This window comes from Dyadobacter sp. LHD-138, assembly GCF_030929615.1.
In the GTDB taxonomy this organism is placed as follows: domain Bacteria; phylum Bacteroidota; class Bacteroidia; order Cytophagales; family Spirosomataceae; genus Dyadobacter.
Genome location: NZ_JAVFVU010000011.1, coordinates 128,268 through 144,223, shown reverse-complemented (window position 1 = coordinate 144,223; position 15,956 = coordinate 128,268). Strand labels below are relative to the sequence as shown.

At 44.1% G+C, this 15,956-nt stretch carries 11 protein-coding genes; 3 read left to right on the top strand and 8 right to left on the bottom strand.

The window, feature by feature from the left end:
- Positions 1-60: 60 nt before the first annotated feature.
- Positions 61-1,416: an adenylosuccinate lyase gene (gene purB, locus RB622_RS10345; protein WP_308046474.1), complete on the bottom strand. Its 1,356-nt coding sequence runs from the start codon at positions 1,414-1,416 to the stop codon at positions 61-63.
- A 159-nt stretch (positions 1,417-1,575) separates the two neighbouring features.
- Here purB and RB622_RS10340 point away from each other — a divergent pair, with 159 nt between their 5' ends.
- Positions 1,576-2,316 (top strand): MIP/aquaporin family protein, encoded by a 741-nt coding sequence (locus RB622_RS10340; protein WP_308046473.1) that lies wholly within the window; start codon positions 1,576-1,578, stop codon positions 2,314-2,316.
- 19 nt (positions 2,317-2,335) lie between these two features.
- Positions 2,336-2,824 (top strand): heme-binding domain-containing protein, encoded by a 489-nt coding sequence (locus tag RB622_RS10335; RefSeq protein WP_308046472.1) that lies wholly within the window; start codon positions 2,336-2,338, stop codon positions 2,822-2,824.
- Positions 2,825-2,984: 160 nt separating this feature from the next.
- Here the strand turns inward: RB622_RS10335 and RB622_RS10330 are convergent, their stop codons facing one another.
- The 3 genes from RB622_RS10330 to RB622_RS10320 are packed head-to-tail and all read right to left on the bottom strand — an operon-like array spanning position 2,985 to position 9,005.
- Complete coding sequence (locus RB622_RS10330; RefSeq protein WP_308046471.1) at positions 2,985-5,168, bottom strand: FN3 associated domain-containing protein; 2,184 nt, start codon at positions 5,166-5,168, stop codon at positions 2,985-2,987.
- On the bottom strand, positions 5,168-6,625 hold the full coding sequence (locus RB622_RS10325) for a DUF1501 domain-containing protein (protein WP_308046470.1): 1,458 nt from the start codon (positions 6,623-6,625) through the stop codon (positions 5,168-5,170). The genes RB622_RS10330 and RB622_RS10325 overlap by 1 nt, the downstream gene beginning before the upstream one ends.
- Before the next feature lie 55 nt (positions 6,626-6,680).
- Positions 6,681-9,005, bottom strand: coding sequence for a PSD1 and planctomycete cytochrome C domain-containing protein (locus RB622_RS10320; RefSeq protein WP_308046469.1), 2,325 nt, complete (start codon positions 9,003-9,005; stop codon positions 6,681-6,683).
- A gap of 283 nt (positions 9,006-9,288) precedes the next feature.
- Here RB622_RS10320 and RB622_RS10315 point away from each other — a divergent pair, with 283 nt between their 5' ends.
- Positions 9,289-10,200, top strand: coding sequence for a DUF1338 domain-containing protein (locus RB622_RS10315; protein WP_308046468.1), 912 nt, complete (start codon positions 9,289-9,291; stop codon positions 10,198-10,200).
- An 11-nt stretch (positions 10,201-10,211) separates the two neighbouring features.
- Here the strand turns inward: RB622_RS10315 and RB622_RS10310 are convergent, their stop codons facing one another.
- The 4 genes from RB622_RS10310 to RB622_RS10295 form a co-directional block, all read right to left on the bottom strand.
- Complete coding sequence (locus RB622_RS10310; protein ID WP_308046467.1) at positions 10,212-12,161, bottom strand: GDSL-type esterase/lipase family protein; 1,950 nt, start codon at positions 12,159-12,161, stop codon at positions 10,212-10,214.
- 143 nt (positions 12,162-12,304) lie between these two features.
- Entirely contained in the window at positions 12,305-13,918 is a 1,614-nt protein-coding gene (locus RB622_RS10305) for a carboxyl transferase domain-containing protein (RefSeq protein WP_308046466.1), read from the bottom strand.
- Positions 13,919-14,057: 139 nt separating this feature from the next.
- A complete protein-coding gene (locus RB622_RS10300; protein ID WP_308046465.1) occupies positions 14,058-15,026 on the bottom strand; it encodes an MlaD family protein in 969 nt (322 codons plus the stop codon).
- A 122-nt stretch (positions 15,027-15,148) separates the two neighbouring features.
- Positions 15,149-15,946, bottom strand: a complete 798-nt coding sequence (locus RB622_RS10295) for an N-acetylmuramoyl-L-alanine amidase (protein WP_308046464.1) — start codon at positions 15,944-15,946, stop codon at positions 15,149-15,151.
- Positions 15,947-15,956: the final 10 nt, after the last annotated feature.

Genomic DNA, 15,956 nt, shown 5'->3' with positions numbered 1-15,956 from the left:
AAAGGAGTCAACTTTCAAAAAGTTGACTCCTTTAATTCTTACCAAAAACAAAATGATCAGTTACCGCGTCTCCTCGACAACGCCCAAATAATTAAACGGCGTGATCTGTCTTAATTCTTCACGGATACTTTCAGACACATCCAGGGTTTCAATGAAATGAGACATGGATTCGTGCGTAATTTTTTCATTCGTACGTGTCAGCGATTTAAGTGCTTCGTATGGTTTTGGATAACCTTCACGACGAAGAATTGTCTGGATAGCCTCTGAAACCACTGCCCAGTTTTCTTCAAGATCAGATTTCAAGATATCTTCATTAAGTTCCAGTTTACCCAATCCTTTGATCAACGAATTAAGGGCAATCGCCTGATGCGCCAGTGGCACACCGATATTACGAAGCACCGTTGAATCCGTTAAATCCCTTTGCAAGCGTGAAATTGGCAGTTTTTGTGCGAAATGTTCAAACAATGCAGACGCAAGACCCAGGTTCCCTTCCGAGTTTTCAAAATCAATCGGGTTCACTTTATGCGGCATCGCAGAAGAGCCTACTTCACCTGCCTTAATTTTTTGTTTGAAATAACCCATGGAAATGTAAGTCCACATATCCCGGTTAAGGTCAGTCAAAATGGTGTTGACTCTTTTCAGGTTATCAAAAATAGCTGCCAAATTATCATAATGCTCAATTTGTGTCGTATGACGGCTACGTTTTAAGCCTAAGCCATCCACAAAATGATTTCCGAAAGCCATCCAGTCCTGCTGTGGATAAGCCACGTGGTGTGCGTTGAAATTCCCCGTTGCACCGCCAAATTTTGCCGAATGCGGGATTTTTTCCAGCATTTCAAACTGACGCTCCAATCTTTCAACGAATACCAGAAATTCTTTCCCAACGCGTGTCGGAGAAGCCGGTTGTCCGTGTGTGAACGCAAGCATCGGAACATTTTTCCACTCAATGGACATTCTCTTAAGCACGAAAAGAACCTGGCGGAACAATGGCTTGATGGTTCTTTCCAACGCATCCTTCAAGGAAAGAGGAATGGCCGTGTTATTGATATCCTGAGATGTAAGACCGAAGTGGATAAATTCCTGATATGCCTCAATGCCCAGTTTTTCGAATTGTTCTTTGATAAAATATTCAACCGCCTTTACGTCGTGGTTGGTTTCTTTCTCGATATCCTTGATGTGCAAGGCATTTTCCTCATTAAAATCTTCGTAAATCTTACGTAAAGAAGGATAGAGTTTCTTGTCAAATTCTGATAACTGAGGAAGTGGAATTTCACAAAGCGCTATGAAATATTCTACCTCTACGTATACTCTGTAATAGATAAGAGCATATTCAGAAAAATAAGCGGAAAGTTCAGATACTTGCTTATAGTAGCGACCGTCGACCGGCGAAATAGCCGTAAGTTGATTTAATGACATGATTTACAATGCAAAAAGATAAATTTTGCTGCAAAGTTAGTAGAATTCACGAGCACAAACTGGTATAATCGTCATGAAATATTCTTTATGGTATTTGTCTAGGTTATTTTAATACTATTTACATATTTGCCAAACCATTTTTATCCCTATTCCATCCTTATGCAACAAACCCCATTCATCGGAGAATTAATCGGTACCATGATCATCATTTTGTTAGGAAACGGCGTGGTTGCCAATGTGGTTTTAAAACGGACAAAAGGAGAAAATGGAGGATGGATTGTGATCACGGCGGGCTGGGCCTTTGCTGTAACTTTTGGCGTTTTTGTGGCCAATGCCTTCGGAAGTCCGGGCGCACACTTAAATCCCGCGGTAACCATTGCATTTGCCGTCTTGAAAAGCGATTACAGCAATGTTTTCACCTTTATTTCCGCGCAGTTAATCGGTGCGTTTCTGGGTGCAGTTTTGGTCTGGCTTCAATACCTGCCGCACTGGAAAGCAACAGAAGATCACGAAAGCAAGCTGGCCTGTTTTTCAACAAATCCAGCCATCAGTTCGCCTCTTGCCAACTTTCTTAGTGAATTTATAGCAACCATTGTATTAATTGTCGGTATTGCCGCTATTGGTTTCTCCGGAACATCCGACGTGCACCGAGGTCCCATCCCATCCGGTGTCGCACCCTATCTCGTTGGCTTGCTCGTCTGGAGCATCGGCTTGTCCTTAGGCGGAACGACTGGATATGCGATCAACCCCGTAAGGGATTTAGGCCCGCGGATTGCACACACCATTCTGCCTATTCCAAACAAGGGATCGTCGCAATGGGGATATGCCTGGGTTCCGATCGCCGGCCCTATTTTAGGCGCGATTGTAGGGGCTTTGATACTACGCATGTTTTCATTTTAACCCATAAATCCCTTTCACCATGGCGAAAAAAATCCTGATCGGCCTTTTGATTGTTTTGGTTTTAATCCAGTTTATAAGGCCAACCCGGAATGAGTCAACGGCAATGTCAGCCAATGACATTGAAAAACAGTATATTGTTCCGGAAAATGTTAAAGCAATACTAGGTAAAGCCTGCGGGGATTGCCATTCTAATAATACCGTCTACCCCTGGTATGCTCATATTCAGCCGGGTGCATGGTTTATCAACAACCATATTGTCGATGGAAAAAAACATTTTAACTTATCAGAATTTGCTGATTATGAGCCTAAAAAAGCAGATCATAAATTAGATGAACTGGTAGAAGAACTTGAGGGCCACGGAATGCCTTTGGAGTCCTATCTCTGGCTGCATCCGGATGCAAAACTGACTGAAACGGAAATAAAAGATGTAGTAGATTGGGCGAATGGAATCCGCAAGGAAATTCAGACGACACATCCGGAAGCCTTTGTAAAAAAAGAGAAAGAATAAAATCGTCTTATTGGGCTCTCCGATTAATAAAATGAGCTTCTACCAACGAAATGTTTCAATGGGACAAGGACATTAGCCTGTTTCTACCAGCGAAATGTTCCCATTGGGACATTTCGCTGGTAGAAACAGGCCGCCGATATGAAAGATTTCCTGGAATAACTCAATTCACAAACACTTCGTCAATAAACACCCAGGCCTTTTCTCCCTTTCCGGGATGCCATGGCGGTAATTTGGATAAAGGTTTCGCAATGATTTTAAAACAGCCTATTTCCTGCATATCGAAATCAAAGTCAAACACCAGATTCTCTGAATTGGAAGTTTCCTTAACCGGCATTTCGGGCGTCAGTACCTTTAACAATTTCATCTGTTTTTCATTGGCTCCACCCCAAACTTCAATACGAGCCGGAGGGAAAATATAACCGCCGACATTTCGCAGCATACTCAGCGTAATACTTTGCGCTTTGACCGCCTTATTGAAATACAAATAAGTCTGAAAATCCAGATCGCGGTAACCGAGCCACTTGCCACTGGAAGTCGACTGATCGCTTTTTACGCCATCGTATAAGGTTTTGGCCCCTTGCGCCGGGAATTTCAAATCTGCTTTTGTAATCAATCTCGCACTATCCGCATGGAAAGTCGATTTAAAGAAAAACTTTTCGACTGTTTTACTCCCGTACCAGCCTTTCTTAAATGCCCTGGCCTTAATTTTAGCGTTTTTGGTAACAGGAAAAGGCTTGCTGTAAACGAGCGATGTCGTGCTGTCCGGTTCTGATCCGTCAATGGTATAGCGAAGGACTGTCCCCGGAATCTGGTGTTTCAAGCGAATATCCGTATTTGCCGAAAGAATCTGGCTTTCATTTTCTATGATTGGCGGGTTTAAATTCAACACCAAAGTATCACCACGGAATCCCGTTTCATAACGTATTTTGGCAGATTTTTTCAGCGTTATCATTTCATCCGGTGTCAATTCTGTATTCCAGACAAATACATTTTTCAAGGATGGGATCTGAGAAAGCGCCTGAATCTGGGCAAGTTTCACCTTCGTGCCACTCAATGACAAGTTTTTCAATTTTGTCAGTTTCTTTAATTCCGGCAGTGTCGAACCGGTAATATCGGTAAAATTCAGGATCAGTTTCCGCAACTCCACAAACTGGCTTATTGTTTTCAAATCTTCATCTTTAACCGGCATTTTACTCAGATCCATTGCAATGATCTGGCCTTTTAAGGGAGCCAGCGCGCTGATGTCTTCACTTTTAAAATTAGCACGATTGTAAAAATTCACCGCCAAAGCCGGAGACTCGGCCGCTACCGACTTTATCAACCGGTAGGTGGAATTTAATTCTTTTATTTTATCGCCACTGGCAGCACTGAACTCGTATTTCTCCTCAGTTTCGGAGCCAGCCAGAACATTTTGCGCATAACTGTACATGGGACTTTGTGCATCAACCGATTTCACCATCAGATCAAACCTCGAACCACCCTTAATCCAGGCTTCCAGCAAGGCAATTTCTTCGTCGGTCAGTGGCGTTTTACCTCTTGGCGGCATGTGTTTTTTGTCGTCCAGAGGCAAATGTACGCGCGTTAACAGCACCCCCAGATCAGCCTTCGTCGTATCCCAGGGTGTTCCTTCTTTTCCACCTTTTGCAAACAGTTCTTTCGTCTGCATCTGCAAATCTCCCTTTGATTTTTGGGCGTTGTGGCAGGAAATACATTTTTGTTCCAGAATCGGTTCAACCAGATCCGTATAAACATTCGCTTCTTCGAAAGTCACTTTGTCATTTTCAACAGAGGCTAGCTGCATCGGAGCCGTTAAAAAATCTTCACCATGGGTAAGATTTCCACCTAAATGCCCTCCGATCAATAGCATAATCAAAAGGGAAACTGATATCAGTTTGGCAGGAAGTTTCCAGGGGGGTAAATATTTTTTAAAGCTGTACCAGATAATGCTGCAAACCGAAATGACTATCCCCAGCCATTTATGCCAGAAAAGCGCATCCGCTTCATATCCTTCTTCGTGGGATAATACAAAACCTGAGAAGGCTGCTACCACCGACGTCAGTGTTCCGATCAGCAATAAAGTGTCTGCCAGGTTTTCATTCCATTTAGTCGATTCTTCCTTTTCAACGATCAGAATCCAGATCGAATAAAGCATCAATACAACAAGCGGAAAATGCAGCACCAAAGGGTGCATACGTCCCAATGACTGCATCCAGACCGGCACTACAAACCGGTCTTCAAACAGTAAAAGAAAAATTAAAAGGCCATTCAGAAAGAAGGCGAAATTATAAACCCATCCCTTCCAATCTGAAAAAGAACGGCCATCTGGTCGTGATGCTGACTCCATTAAACAATAATTCCTTTTACTAATTTGCCAGCAACATCCGTAAGCCTGTAACGGCGTCCCTGATGCTTGTAAACTAATTTTTCGTGATCTAAACCCAACTGATTTAATATGGTAGCATGAAAATCATGCACATGTACCGGATCTTTTACAATATTATAACCAAATTCATCCGTCTCTCCATAAACAATACCAGGCTTCACACCACCGCCAGCCATCCAGACTGTAAAAGCACGCGGATGATGATCCCTACCATAATTATCTTTGGTTAAGGTTCCCTGGCAGTAATTGGTACGGCCAAATTCCCCTCCCCAGATCACCAGCGTTTCATCCAGTAAACCACGTTGTTTGAGATCCGTAATAAGCGCGGCGGATGCCTGGTCCACATCCATACATTGTCCCTTTATTTCATTCGGAAGCCCGCCATGGCTATCCCAGCCCTGGTGATAAAGCTGTATAAAACGAACCCCTTGCTCTGACAGTTTTCTTGCTAAAAGACAATTTGCGGCATAAGTCCCAGGCACGAGACATTCCGGTCCGTACATTTTCACGATTGATTCCGGTTCACGGGTCATATCGGTAATTTCCGGAACGGCTGTTTGCATCCGGTAAGCCATTTCATATTGCTGAATCTTGGCGGTAACCTCCGGATCTCCGAATTCATCAAATGTGTTTTGATTTAACTGAGAAAGCTTGTCCAGCATTTTCCGTCTTTCCTCACGGTTCATCCCATCCGGGTCATTCAAATAGAGCACCGGATTCTCTCCGCTGCTGAATTGCACGCCCTGATGCACAGAATCCAGAAAGCCATTCGTCCATAGTTTCGAATAAACTCCTTGTCCATTTCCTTTCCCCCTCGACAAAAGCACGCAAAAACCGGGCAAATTCTGGTTTTCACTACCTAATCCATAACTTAACCATGCGCCCATACTCGGCCGGTTACCTACCTGCGCGCCTGTCTGGAAAAATGTCAGTGCCGGATCATGGTTTATCGCTTCAGTATTCAGAGTTTTGATGATACACAGGTCATCGACAATCTTCGACATATGAGGCAACAGCTCGCTCATCCACGCGCCGGATTTGCCGTATTGCGCAAAATTAAAAACGGAACCTGCCAGGGGAAACTTAGCCTGATTTGCCGTCATACCCGTCAAACGCTGCCCCCCACGAATGGATTCAGGCAAATCCTGACCATGCATTTTATTGAGCATCGGTTTGTAATCAAACAAATCCAGTTGGGACGGGGCTCCGTTTTGAAAAAGATAAATAACCCTTTTCGCTTTCGGAGCAAAGTGCGGTAAACCCGCCATAAGGTCATTCACATCACTTTCACCTCCGCCTTTAAACATATCAGGTATCAGCAGCGAACCCAGGGCGGCACTCCCCAAACCCAGGCTCAGTTTGGATAAAAAGTGTCTGCGGTTTGTGTTTAAACCAAAATCAAAAATCGGTTTTTCCATTTTTAGTTTTATTTTAACTGCGTCGGCGACGCGGTTAAGTAAAGTTTTATAAATCTCAGGATTTCGTTATTGTCTCCTCCATATTGTACAATGCGCTAATCACCCGCATCAGCGCCGCTGCCTGGTCTTGATTCACTTTTTGCTCATGCGGATGTTCACCAACATTCAGTACCTTTTGCGCTTCCTTTTTATTTTTCCCGAATATCGAGACCTGATCCGTGTAATATTCCGTCAGTAATTTAATCTCTTTATCAGAAGGTTTCCGACAAACAATTCTTTGGAATGATTCTCTGATTTTCTCCTCCGGCGATGACGTTTTTAATGCAATTCGCTCGGCTAAAACCCGCGAAGCTTCCAAAACAGCCGGGTCGTTCAGCATCACCAGAGCCTGCAACGGTGTATTGGTTTTGGAACGTTTCACTTCACAATGATCCCTGTTGCTCGCATCAAAAATGATCATGGAAGGAGGCGGAACCGTAAGTTTGATAAACGTGTAAATACCTCTACGATAAAGCGCATCCTCGTGATCCTGGTTGTATTTGGCCAGCTGACCTCTTCCGGAGGTAGCCGCCTCCCACAATCCCTTGGGTTGGTAAGGCTTAACACTCGGTCCCCCGATTTTAGGATTCAGCAAACCGCTGCTCGACAAAACGATATCACGAACAGATTCTGCCGGTAAACGATATCTTGGACCCCGTGAAAGGTAAATGTTCTCAGGGTCTTGTTTTTCCTTTTCTTTTGTAAGCTTCGCCGACTGCTTGTAAGTATTGGATGTCACAATCTGCTTGACCAACCGTTTGATATCCCATCCATGATTCATAAAATCCACTGCAAGCCAGTCCAGCAAGGCCGGATGTGTCGGCAATTCTCCCTGCATCCCAAAGTCGCCGGTGCTTTTTACAATACCTCTGCCAAAAAACTCCTGCCAGATCTGATTTACAAAAACCCTGGCCGTCAATGGATTTTGCTTGCTGGTCGTCCAGCTGGCCAATCCCAATCGGTTTTGAGGGATTTTTGTCGTGTCAAATTTCATAACGGATGGAAGGCCCGACGCCGTTACGACTTTCCCCGGCGCATCATAAACACCCCGGTTCAGGATATGCGTGGCGCGCAAAGTATCACGCTCGCCCATCACCGAAACCATCAAACGGTTGGTGTCAGGACGGTTTATAAAAGTCAGAATACTCTTTGCCTCCGCATCCGAAATGGTCATGATCGGGTTTTTAGCCGGTTTCGACTGCGACACATCCCCTTCGTATCCAACCTCTTTCGTGTTGTTAAAAAAGGCGAATAAACGATAATAATCTTCCTGCGAAATCGGATCGTACTTATGGTCGTGGCACTGGGCACATTCTACCGAGAGCCCCAGAATGCCCATACCGTACGTTTTCGTTTTGTCAATGTTATATTCGACCCGGTATTCTTCCGGGATCACACCACCTTCCTCGGTGTATTTATGGTTTCTAAAAAATGCAGTCGCCAGAATTTGCTCTTTATTTGCATTCGGCAGCATATCACCAGCAATCTGCCAGGTCAGGAATTTATCGTAGGACAGATTTTTGTTAAAAGCACTGATCACCCAGTCCCGCCAGGGCCATTGCGTACGGATTTCGTCATCCTGATATCCATATGAATCCGCATAACGGGCGACGTCCAGCCAGTGCAGCGCCATTTTTTCTCCATAGGTTTTTTGACGAAGCAATACATCAACCATTTTTTCATAGGCCGCATCACTGTTATCAGCCGCAAATTTATTTTGAAGTTCAAGCGAAGGCGGCAAACCGGTCAAGTCCAGCGAAGCTCTTTTCAGCAAATGATTTTTGTCCGCTACCTCATTTGGTTTAATGCCCAGGTTTTCCATTTTATCCAAAACAAAATAATCAATCTCGTTTTTTGGCCAGTCTTCCTGATTCACTTCCGGTATCTTCGGTAAAACAGGAGCGGTAAACGCCCAGTGTTTTTCATATTTCCCTCCCTGCTCGATCCATCTTTTCACCAAACCGATTTCTGATTCGCTCAACAGGCCCAAATGAGATTCCGGTGTCGGCATCTGAATTTCCGGATCCAGTGAAATGATCCTTTTATACAATTCAGATTGCTCAGGTTTTCCCGGAAAAATCGCAACCGCACCGTTCCCATCTTTCAATTTGGCATAAGCACTTTCTGCCATATCCAGACGTAAACCAGCCTCCCGCTTGTTGGCATCCGGACCGTGGCAGGCAAAACATTTATCAGACAAAATCGGACGGATATGGAAATTATAACTAACAACTTCCTCCGAAGATTTTTTTGTGGCACTACCATTCTTTTGAAAACAGGAAATAACCCCCATTACAATGGTGAAAACTATTCCAGCCAAAAAGAAGAGTCGCTTCTTCATTTATTTATTACGTTATTGATTTAAAAATACAATCAGGATATATTACTGAACAAAATAGAGCATGGTATGATTATACTCTAAGTATTTCAGGTTATTTTAATAAAACGATGCAATATACTGATTATGTATGGACATTTGCAAAACAAATGTTTTTTAATTAATACATAATATATATTTCAAAAGACGATCTATTTGCAGAATATAATATTAAAACATATTCTTAGTCAAAATAATAAAGCAAAATCACTTATTCATTAAGGCCGAACACTAAATTGATTTCAATATGCCGGCTTCACTTCAAAATATCGAGAAATTAGACATCATTTTAAACGGGCTGATGCGCCGCTATAAAAAGCGGGTCCCGGATGTAAGAAAAATCCTGGATGCGATGGCTTCGGAAAAAATTATTGAGACGCCGGATGATATCGAAAACGATCATATTGCCTTTAGAACCATGGGCGTGCCCCAGCTTGGTGTTTCCTCATTTGAAAAAATATTTCTCGCCTATGGTTACAAGAAAAGAGATCATTACTTCTTTGAAGGAAAAAAACTTGACGCCTGGTGGTATAGTCCGCCCAGAGAACGGGATCCGCGTATTTTCGTCAGCGAGCTTCGCGTAGGAGACCTTTCGGAGGAAAGTCAGCGCATCATTAAAAGTTATACCGACGAAGTGCTCCATGATCCGGCGGATAACCTGGATTTAAATGATGGCGAAGCGGTGGATCAGTTTTTACATGCACCGCTCTGGCGAACACCCACCCTGAGCGATTATCTGACTTTATTGAAAGAGAGTGAATATGCAGCCTGGGTTATTTACAACCGCTATTATCTCAACCATTTTACGATCAGCGTTCATAATTTGCCCAAAGGTTATAACACCGTTGCCGACTTCAACGTATTCCTTGAAAAACAGGGGATAACGCTGAATACGGCGGGAGGAAAAATCAAGACCAGTCCGGATGGCGGTCTGATACAGAGCGCGACTGTGGCCGAAATGATCGAAGCTGAATTCGCCTGCGGGGAAAAGTACAAGATATCCGGCTCCTATGTCGAATTTGCAGAGCGAAGGGTATTACCCCATTTTTCTGATTTATCAACACCCGAAATTTCAAGAAAACACCGGCGTGACGGATTTGAAGCCGCGAATGCCGATAAGATTTTTGAGAGCACTTACACGACACAAACGGGAAAGTAGCGATTTATCTATTACTCATTCACCAAAAAATAAACCACCCGGCAAGCATTCCCGATACTTTTCTCGTTTTTATCCTGAACGATCTGCAGGCGCAGAGTATGCTTGCCCGGCGAAAGCTCGTCAGACAGCATCAGATACCATGGTAAATGCAGCTGCGTGCTCCATGGCGTAATTAAGTCGAGACTTTTTGCCTTTTTGCCATCGATAGCATAAGAAATTTTCCCTGCATCCGGCCCGGAAATAATTGCAATCCCGACTGCCCGTCCTTTAAATTCAAATTCAAAGGAAGCATTTGCATTTTCACCGACAAGCATCGGTACATCCACAAAACCCGGTCTGGTAGAAACTTTATCTGCCGGTTTCCAATACGGATCAATTTTGAAATCATGCAACTTTCTGGCTTCTGAAACCGGATGATAACCCGCCTTTTCATAAGAAAATTTGTTAATGGCTGGCGGCAGTTTTATCATACCCAAAGCGGCATTTTCCGGCGTCAGTTTTAACAATTCCTTGATCGTTTGAAAATAAACTTCTTGTCCGTAGGGTGAAGGATGCAAATCTTTAAAATCATACTTCCAGGAAAATTCCCCGGCCTGAATGCGGTCATGCACTTCTTTCGCAAGATTGATATAAGCAGCTCCGTAATATTTTGCCATTCTTTGGTGCACAGCCACCTCCAGCGGCTCTTTTCCATTGTCATAATCGGTGTTTTTTGCAGGTTCCGCAAATGCCATCAGCACAATATTTGCTTTTGCATTTTTGGCATACATCTGGCGGATTATTCCTTCCAGCGCTTTAACCTGCGCCGTTTCACCGAAACCATTTCCCCGGTCATTCACCGCCGATTCCACAAACAGCAGGTCGGGGATACCTTTATCCAACACATCACGCTGAAAACGGAATGCGTGTGGCGTGCTTCCCAGGGACGGAATGCCAGCTGTAATAAATGTAAACGCTGTTTCGGGAAAATGTTCCTGAAGATATTGGGCAGTCTTATTTCGCCATCCGGGATTATGCGTGATCGAACCGCCCAGGAAAGCGACCGTACCTTTTTTTGTTGTTTTAAACTTCTCATAAGCATTGCCCAGGCCACCGTTTATTTCAATGTACGGCGTGTGAAGAAGCGGTTTTGAGACAGGAACGCTATTCTCGTAAATAAAATCTGCAAATTTTTCGGGATGCTCAATTGGGAAATGATGGCCTTCCAAAGCTTGTTCTCCGCGTGTCATGGGATAAACGCTGACCGGACCTCCAAGTTTCGCATAGTTTTGAACCAGAATGTCCGAATTTTCTGCCGGGGGTACAATTTTATCTTTCAGCCCGACCACATGCAAAATCGGCACTTTAAAAGAGGCCAGACCAGCCAGATCATTGAAGGGAATATCTTCAAAAGTTTTCGAAGATTCTTCAGTAAGATTGTTTAATTCCAGCCAGTTCGTCCAGTCCTTTGGAGAACCTTTCCCGTTACCTTTCCCACCCGGCCAGCTTTTCGGATCACAGACAGGCGCCTCCGCATAAATGCAGCTAACCTTGTCCGGATTGCGCTTGGCCCAGCCATATACATACAAACCACCACGACTGACGCCTTCCAGCGCAACCTTCGCGGCAAATTGTTTCTCTTTTACCAGATAGTCGTAAAATGCATCCCAAACCTGCATGGCTTTGGGATGGGCGAAAAGATCATTCGTATTGACATAAGCGACATGGAAACCACGCGTCAATAAAATACTATCCATTTCGGTATGCCAGGTTGGAAAATGCGCACGCCAAACCCAGGGATTGCCCGGCAAAGCCTGTTTCGGTTTCACATACCAGGCTTTTGTATTTTGAAATGAAAATTCAACTTTATCAAATCCTTTCCAAACCGTTGTTTGTTCGTTGGTTTGTGCAAGCAGCTGGGTCAATGGACTTACTGCAAAGAAGAGGAAGAGGGTTCCGAAAAAATACTTTATGTCTTTCATAAGGATACAAAGACCGGAATGCCTTATCTCTAACCGATATGCGTCCCTCAAATTTATCTTTTCCGGCGACTACAATGAAGGACCGGTGATGATTCCCCTTTCCTTGATGGAAAGATAAGATTGAGGCTCAGACTTATGCTTCCTCAAACCTGAATCACCCCGACATTAAATCTTTCGGTAATTGGCGCGTGATTGGCCGCCTCAATGCCTACTGAAATAATTTTCCGTGTTTCAACCGGATCAATAATCCCGTCCACCCAAAGTCTCGCTGCTGCATGGTAAGGCGATAATTCTTCATTGTAGCGATCTGTTATCTGATCTAGCAATTCCTGCTCGGCCTCTGCCGTAATCTCCTTTCCCTGGGCTTTTAGCGTCGCTGTTTGAATCTGTACCAGCGTTTTCGCGGCCGTTGCTCCGCTCATAACCGCCATTTGCGCCGTCGGCCAGGCATAAATCAGGCGCGGGTCATAGGCTTTTCCACACATGGCGTAGTTACCGGCGCCGTAAGAATTACCTACGATAAAAGTAAATTTAGGTACTACGGAATTGGCAACGGCATTAACCATTTTTGCACCATCTTTGATAATACCTCCCTGCTCAGCACGGCTCCCGACCATAAACCCCGTTACATCATGAAAAAAAACGAGCGGGATTTTTTTCTGATTGCAATTCATGATAAATCTTGCCGCTTTATCCGCCGATTCACCGTAAATCACACCGCCCATCTGCATTTCACCTTTTCCGGACTTTACCATTTTCCGCTGATTCGCCACAATACCAACCGCCCAGCCGTCAATCCGTGCATACGTACAAATGATTGTCTTGCCATAATCCGGTTTGTATTCATCCAGCTCCGAACCGTCCGTGATGCATTCCAGCACCTGTTTCATGTCATAAGGTTTGAGCCTGTCCACCGGAAGAATATCATAAATCTCCTCAGCCAAACGCTTTGGAGGCATTGAAGGCTTTTTATCAAATCCTGCCGAGGCGGGCTGGCCGATTTTATCCATATGTCTTTTGATCGCGTCAAGACACGATTGATCGTCGGGATATTTATTGTCGGTCACCCCGGAAATTTCAGAATGCATGACCGCGCCACCCAAAGTTTCGGCATCTACATCTTCACCAACAGATGATTTCACCAGGTATGGGCCCGCCAGAAAAACAGAACCGGTTCCTTCAACGATCAGTGCTTCGTCGGACATAATCGGCAAATATGCGCCACCCGCCACACAGCTTCCCATAATAGCCGAAATCTGAACAATGCCCATGGCCGACATTTTCGCATTATTTCTGAAAACGCGCCCGAAATGTTCTTTATCTGCAAAAACTTCTGCCTGCATAGGAAGATAAACCCCGGCGCTATCCACCAGATAAATAATGGGCAGCAGGTTTTCCATTGAAATTTCCTGCGCTCTCAGATTCTTCTTCGCCGTGATCGGAAACCATGCACCAGCCTTTACCGTGGCATCATTGGCTACGACGACACATTGTTTTCCAGAAATATATCCAATGCCGACAACAACCCCTCCCGACGGACAACCACCATCTGCCTCATACATACCCTCCCCAGCAAAAGCGCCTATTTCCAGGAAATACGACCCGGCATCCAGCAAATAATCAATGCGTTCCCGAGCCGTTAGTTTTCCCTTTTTATGATGTGCGTCGATCTTTTTTTGACCGCCGCCTAATTTGACATTTTCATACTTTTCATTGAGGTTTTCAATAAGCTGCTGTGTGCTTTGCTGATTTGCCATAACTTGATGAAGATGTAATAGAAACAATAATTTATTTCAATTTCAAGGTATAAATTTATCCGAACCTTTACTACCAAAAGCAAAAAAGTCGCTCACCTCCCGGCAAACGACTTTCTGTAAACTGAACCTTAATAAATTCTTATTTTATGACCGTGGTCGTGTCCAGCGGTGATTCTGCCGGCCCTTTATCCTTTTTCCCAAAAACCGATAAGTGAACGTAACGTTTAGGATGCTCACGGAAATTAGTCATCAGCTTATTCAAACTGACCACCGTACTGTTCAGGTTATTGTAAAGTGTTTCGTCTTTAAGAAGTTTCCCGGCAGTGCCTTTTCCTGAATCTACACCGGCCAATAACCCGCGTAATTCCGCGATCGTCTTATTAGCACTCTGTACCGTTTCGCCCAATCTTAAAGCATTCAGCGAGTCAGCCAGCGATCCTGTTTTGGCAAGCAATGGCTTCAAACCTTTTTCAGTTTCCACGAGTGATTCCGAAAGTTTATTCAGGTTTGTCGTCATCACCAAGAGGTTTTTACGATTTTCGGTAACGAGTCCCTGCACCGTACTGCCGGTCTGATCGTAATTCCTGATCATCTGGTTCAGGATTTTACCCGTTTCCTTAAATCCTTCTGCAACCGCAGCAAGATTTAACACCAGAGAATCTGCATGGGTAACAAGTGGCAAGGCTTTTTCCTGTAAAACCGCAGATATACCAGCTTCTCTCGTGCCAACCAAAGTATCTTTATCCTGCAAATTCACCGAAGCTGCGCCCATTGCCAAATGAATCACTTTACCTCCCAGCAATCCTCCGTCCGCAAGCAAGGCTGTGGTTCCTTTTGGCAAAACGATACCTTTTTGGATATCCAATGTCACCAAAAGATGGTTTTTCTGATTCTGCAATAATTTTATTTCCTGCACCCGGCCAACATTCAACCCGTTCAGCAAAACCGGGTTGGAAGCGGTTAATCCATCAATGTCATCGTAAATTACATAATACTTATATGTTCTTGAAAATACGTCGGAGCCTTTAAGGATATGAAAACCAAAATATAACAGGACCATTGCCAAAACTGCCATTAACCCGACTTTTGCTTCTTTTGATAGCTTCATGAAGTGAGTATTAAATAGCTTGCGGCTCGCGCCATAAGCTTGAAATAATGTAAATGTTTACAAAAATTTATTTGTCCGAATGATTTATAAACCAATTCAAAATTCACTTTCCACAACGAACCCTATTGATCCATTTGCTTTTTATACACCTTAAATGCTTCCAGAATCGACTGGGCAACTTCGTCCTGTCCTTCTTCTGAATTAAGATATTCTTCTTCTTCCGGTGTCGACAAAAATCCCGTTTCGATCAACACGCTCGGCATGGTTGTTCGCCACAACACAAGGAATCCAGCCTGTTTCACACCACGGCTTTCACGGTCAGATACCGATTTGAATTTCTTTTCCACATTATCTGCGAAGCGTAAACTGCTTGAAATAAATGCGCTCTGATAATTGGCAAGCATGATATGCGCAAGCGGCGAATCCGGATCGAAACCCTTATATTTTTGCTTATAATTCGTTTCTTTCAAAATGACCGAGTTTTCCCGCTTGGCAACTTCGAGGTTACCGTTCGTCTTGTGTAACCCCATCACGTACGTCTCAGTTCCTCTGACCGTCCGGGAATTCGGTGTGGAGTTGCAATGAATGGAAATAAAAAGGTCGGCATTGTTTCTGTTGGCGAAGGCTGAGCGTTCCGACAATTCGATAAATTCATCGGTATCGCGGGTATAAAGCACCCTGACTTCCGGCGAATCCTGCTTAATTTTATGGCCCAGCGCCAATGCAATTTTGAGGGCAACAGTGGATTCACGCGTTTTACGGCCGCGCGTTCCGATGTCATGACCACCATGGCCTGCGTCAATAACCACCACATTAACCTTGCTGTCTGCTTTTCCGGGAGCCGGTATTTCTTGAAAGGCAAAAGCGAGACTGAGGGTTAAACAACTCGCTGCAATTAAGATTTTAAGAACTTTTAACATTATTTTTTAG

Excerpts from the sequence above, each read along its gene's own strand:
- purB (WP_308046474.1), bottom strand. The coding sequence starts at position 1,416 with ATGTCATTAAATCAACTTACGGCTATTTCGCCGGTCGACGGTCGCTAC.
- RB622_RS10340 (WP_308046473.1), top strand. The coding sequence starts at position 1,576 with ATGCAACAAACCCCATTCATCGGAGAATTAATCGGTACCATGATCATC.
- RB622_RS10335 (WP_308046472.1), top strand. The coding sequence starts at position 2,336 with ATGGCGAAAAAAATCCTGATCGGCCTTTTGATTGTTTTGGTTTTAATC.
- RB622_RS10330 (WP_308046471.1), bottom strand. The coding sequence starts at position 5,168 with ATGGAGTCAGCATCACGACCAGATGGCCGTTCTTTTTCAGATTGGAAG.
- RB622_RS10325 (WP_308046470.1), bottom strand. The coding sequence starts at position 6,625 with ATGGAAAAACCGATTTTTGATTTTGGTTTAAACACAAACCGCAGACAC.
- RB622_RS10320 (WP_308046469.1), bottom strand. The coding sequence starts at position 9,005 with ATGAAGAAGCGACTCTTCTTTTTGGCTGGAATAGTTTTCACCATTGTA.
- RB622_RS10315 (WP_308046468.1), top strand. The coding sequence starts at position 9,289 with ATGCCGGCTTCACTTCAAAATATCGAGAAATTAGACATCATTTTAAAC.
- RB622_RS10310 (WP_308046467.1), bottom strand. The coding sequence starts at position 12,161 with ATGAAAGACATAAAGTATTTTTTCGGAACCCTCTTCCTCTTCTTTGCA.
- RB622_RS10305 (WP_308046466.1), bottom strand. The coding sequence starts at position 13,918 with ATGGCAAATCAGCAAAGCACACAGCAGCTTATTGAAAACCTCAATGAA.
- RB622_RS10300 (WP_308046465.1), bottom strand. The coding sequence starts at position 15,026 with ATGAAGCTATCAAAAGAAGCAAAAGTCGGGTTAATGGCAGTTTTGGCA.
- RB622_RS10295 (WP_308046464.1), bottom strand. The coding sequence starts at position 15,946 with ATGTTAAAAGTTCTTAAAATCTTAATTGCAGCGAGTTGTTTAACCCTC.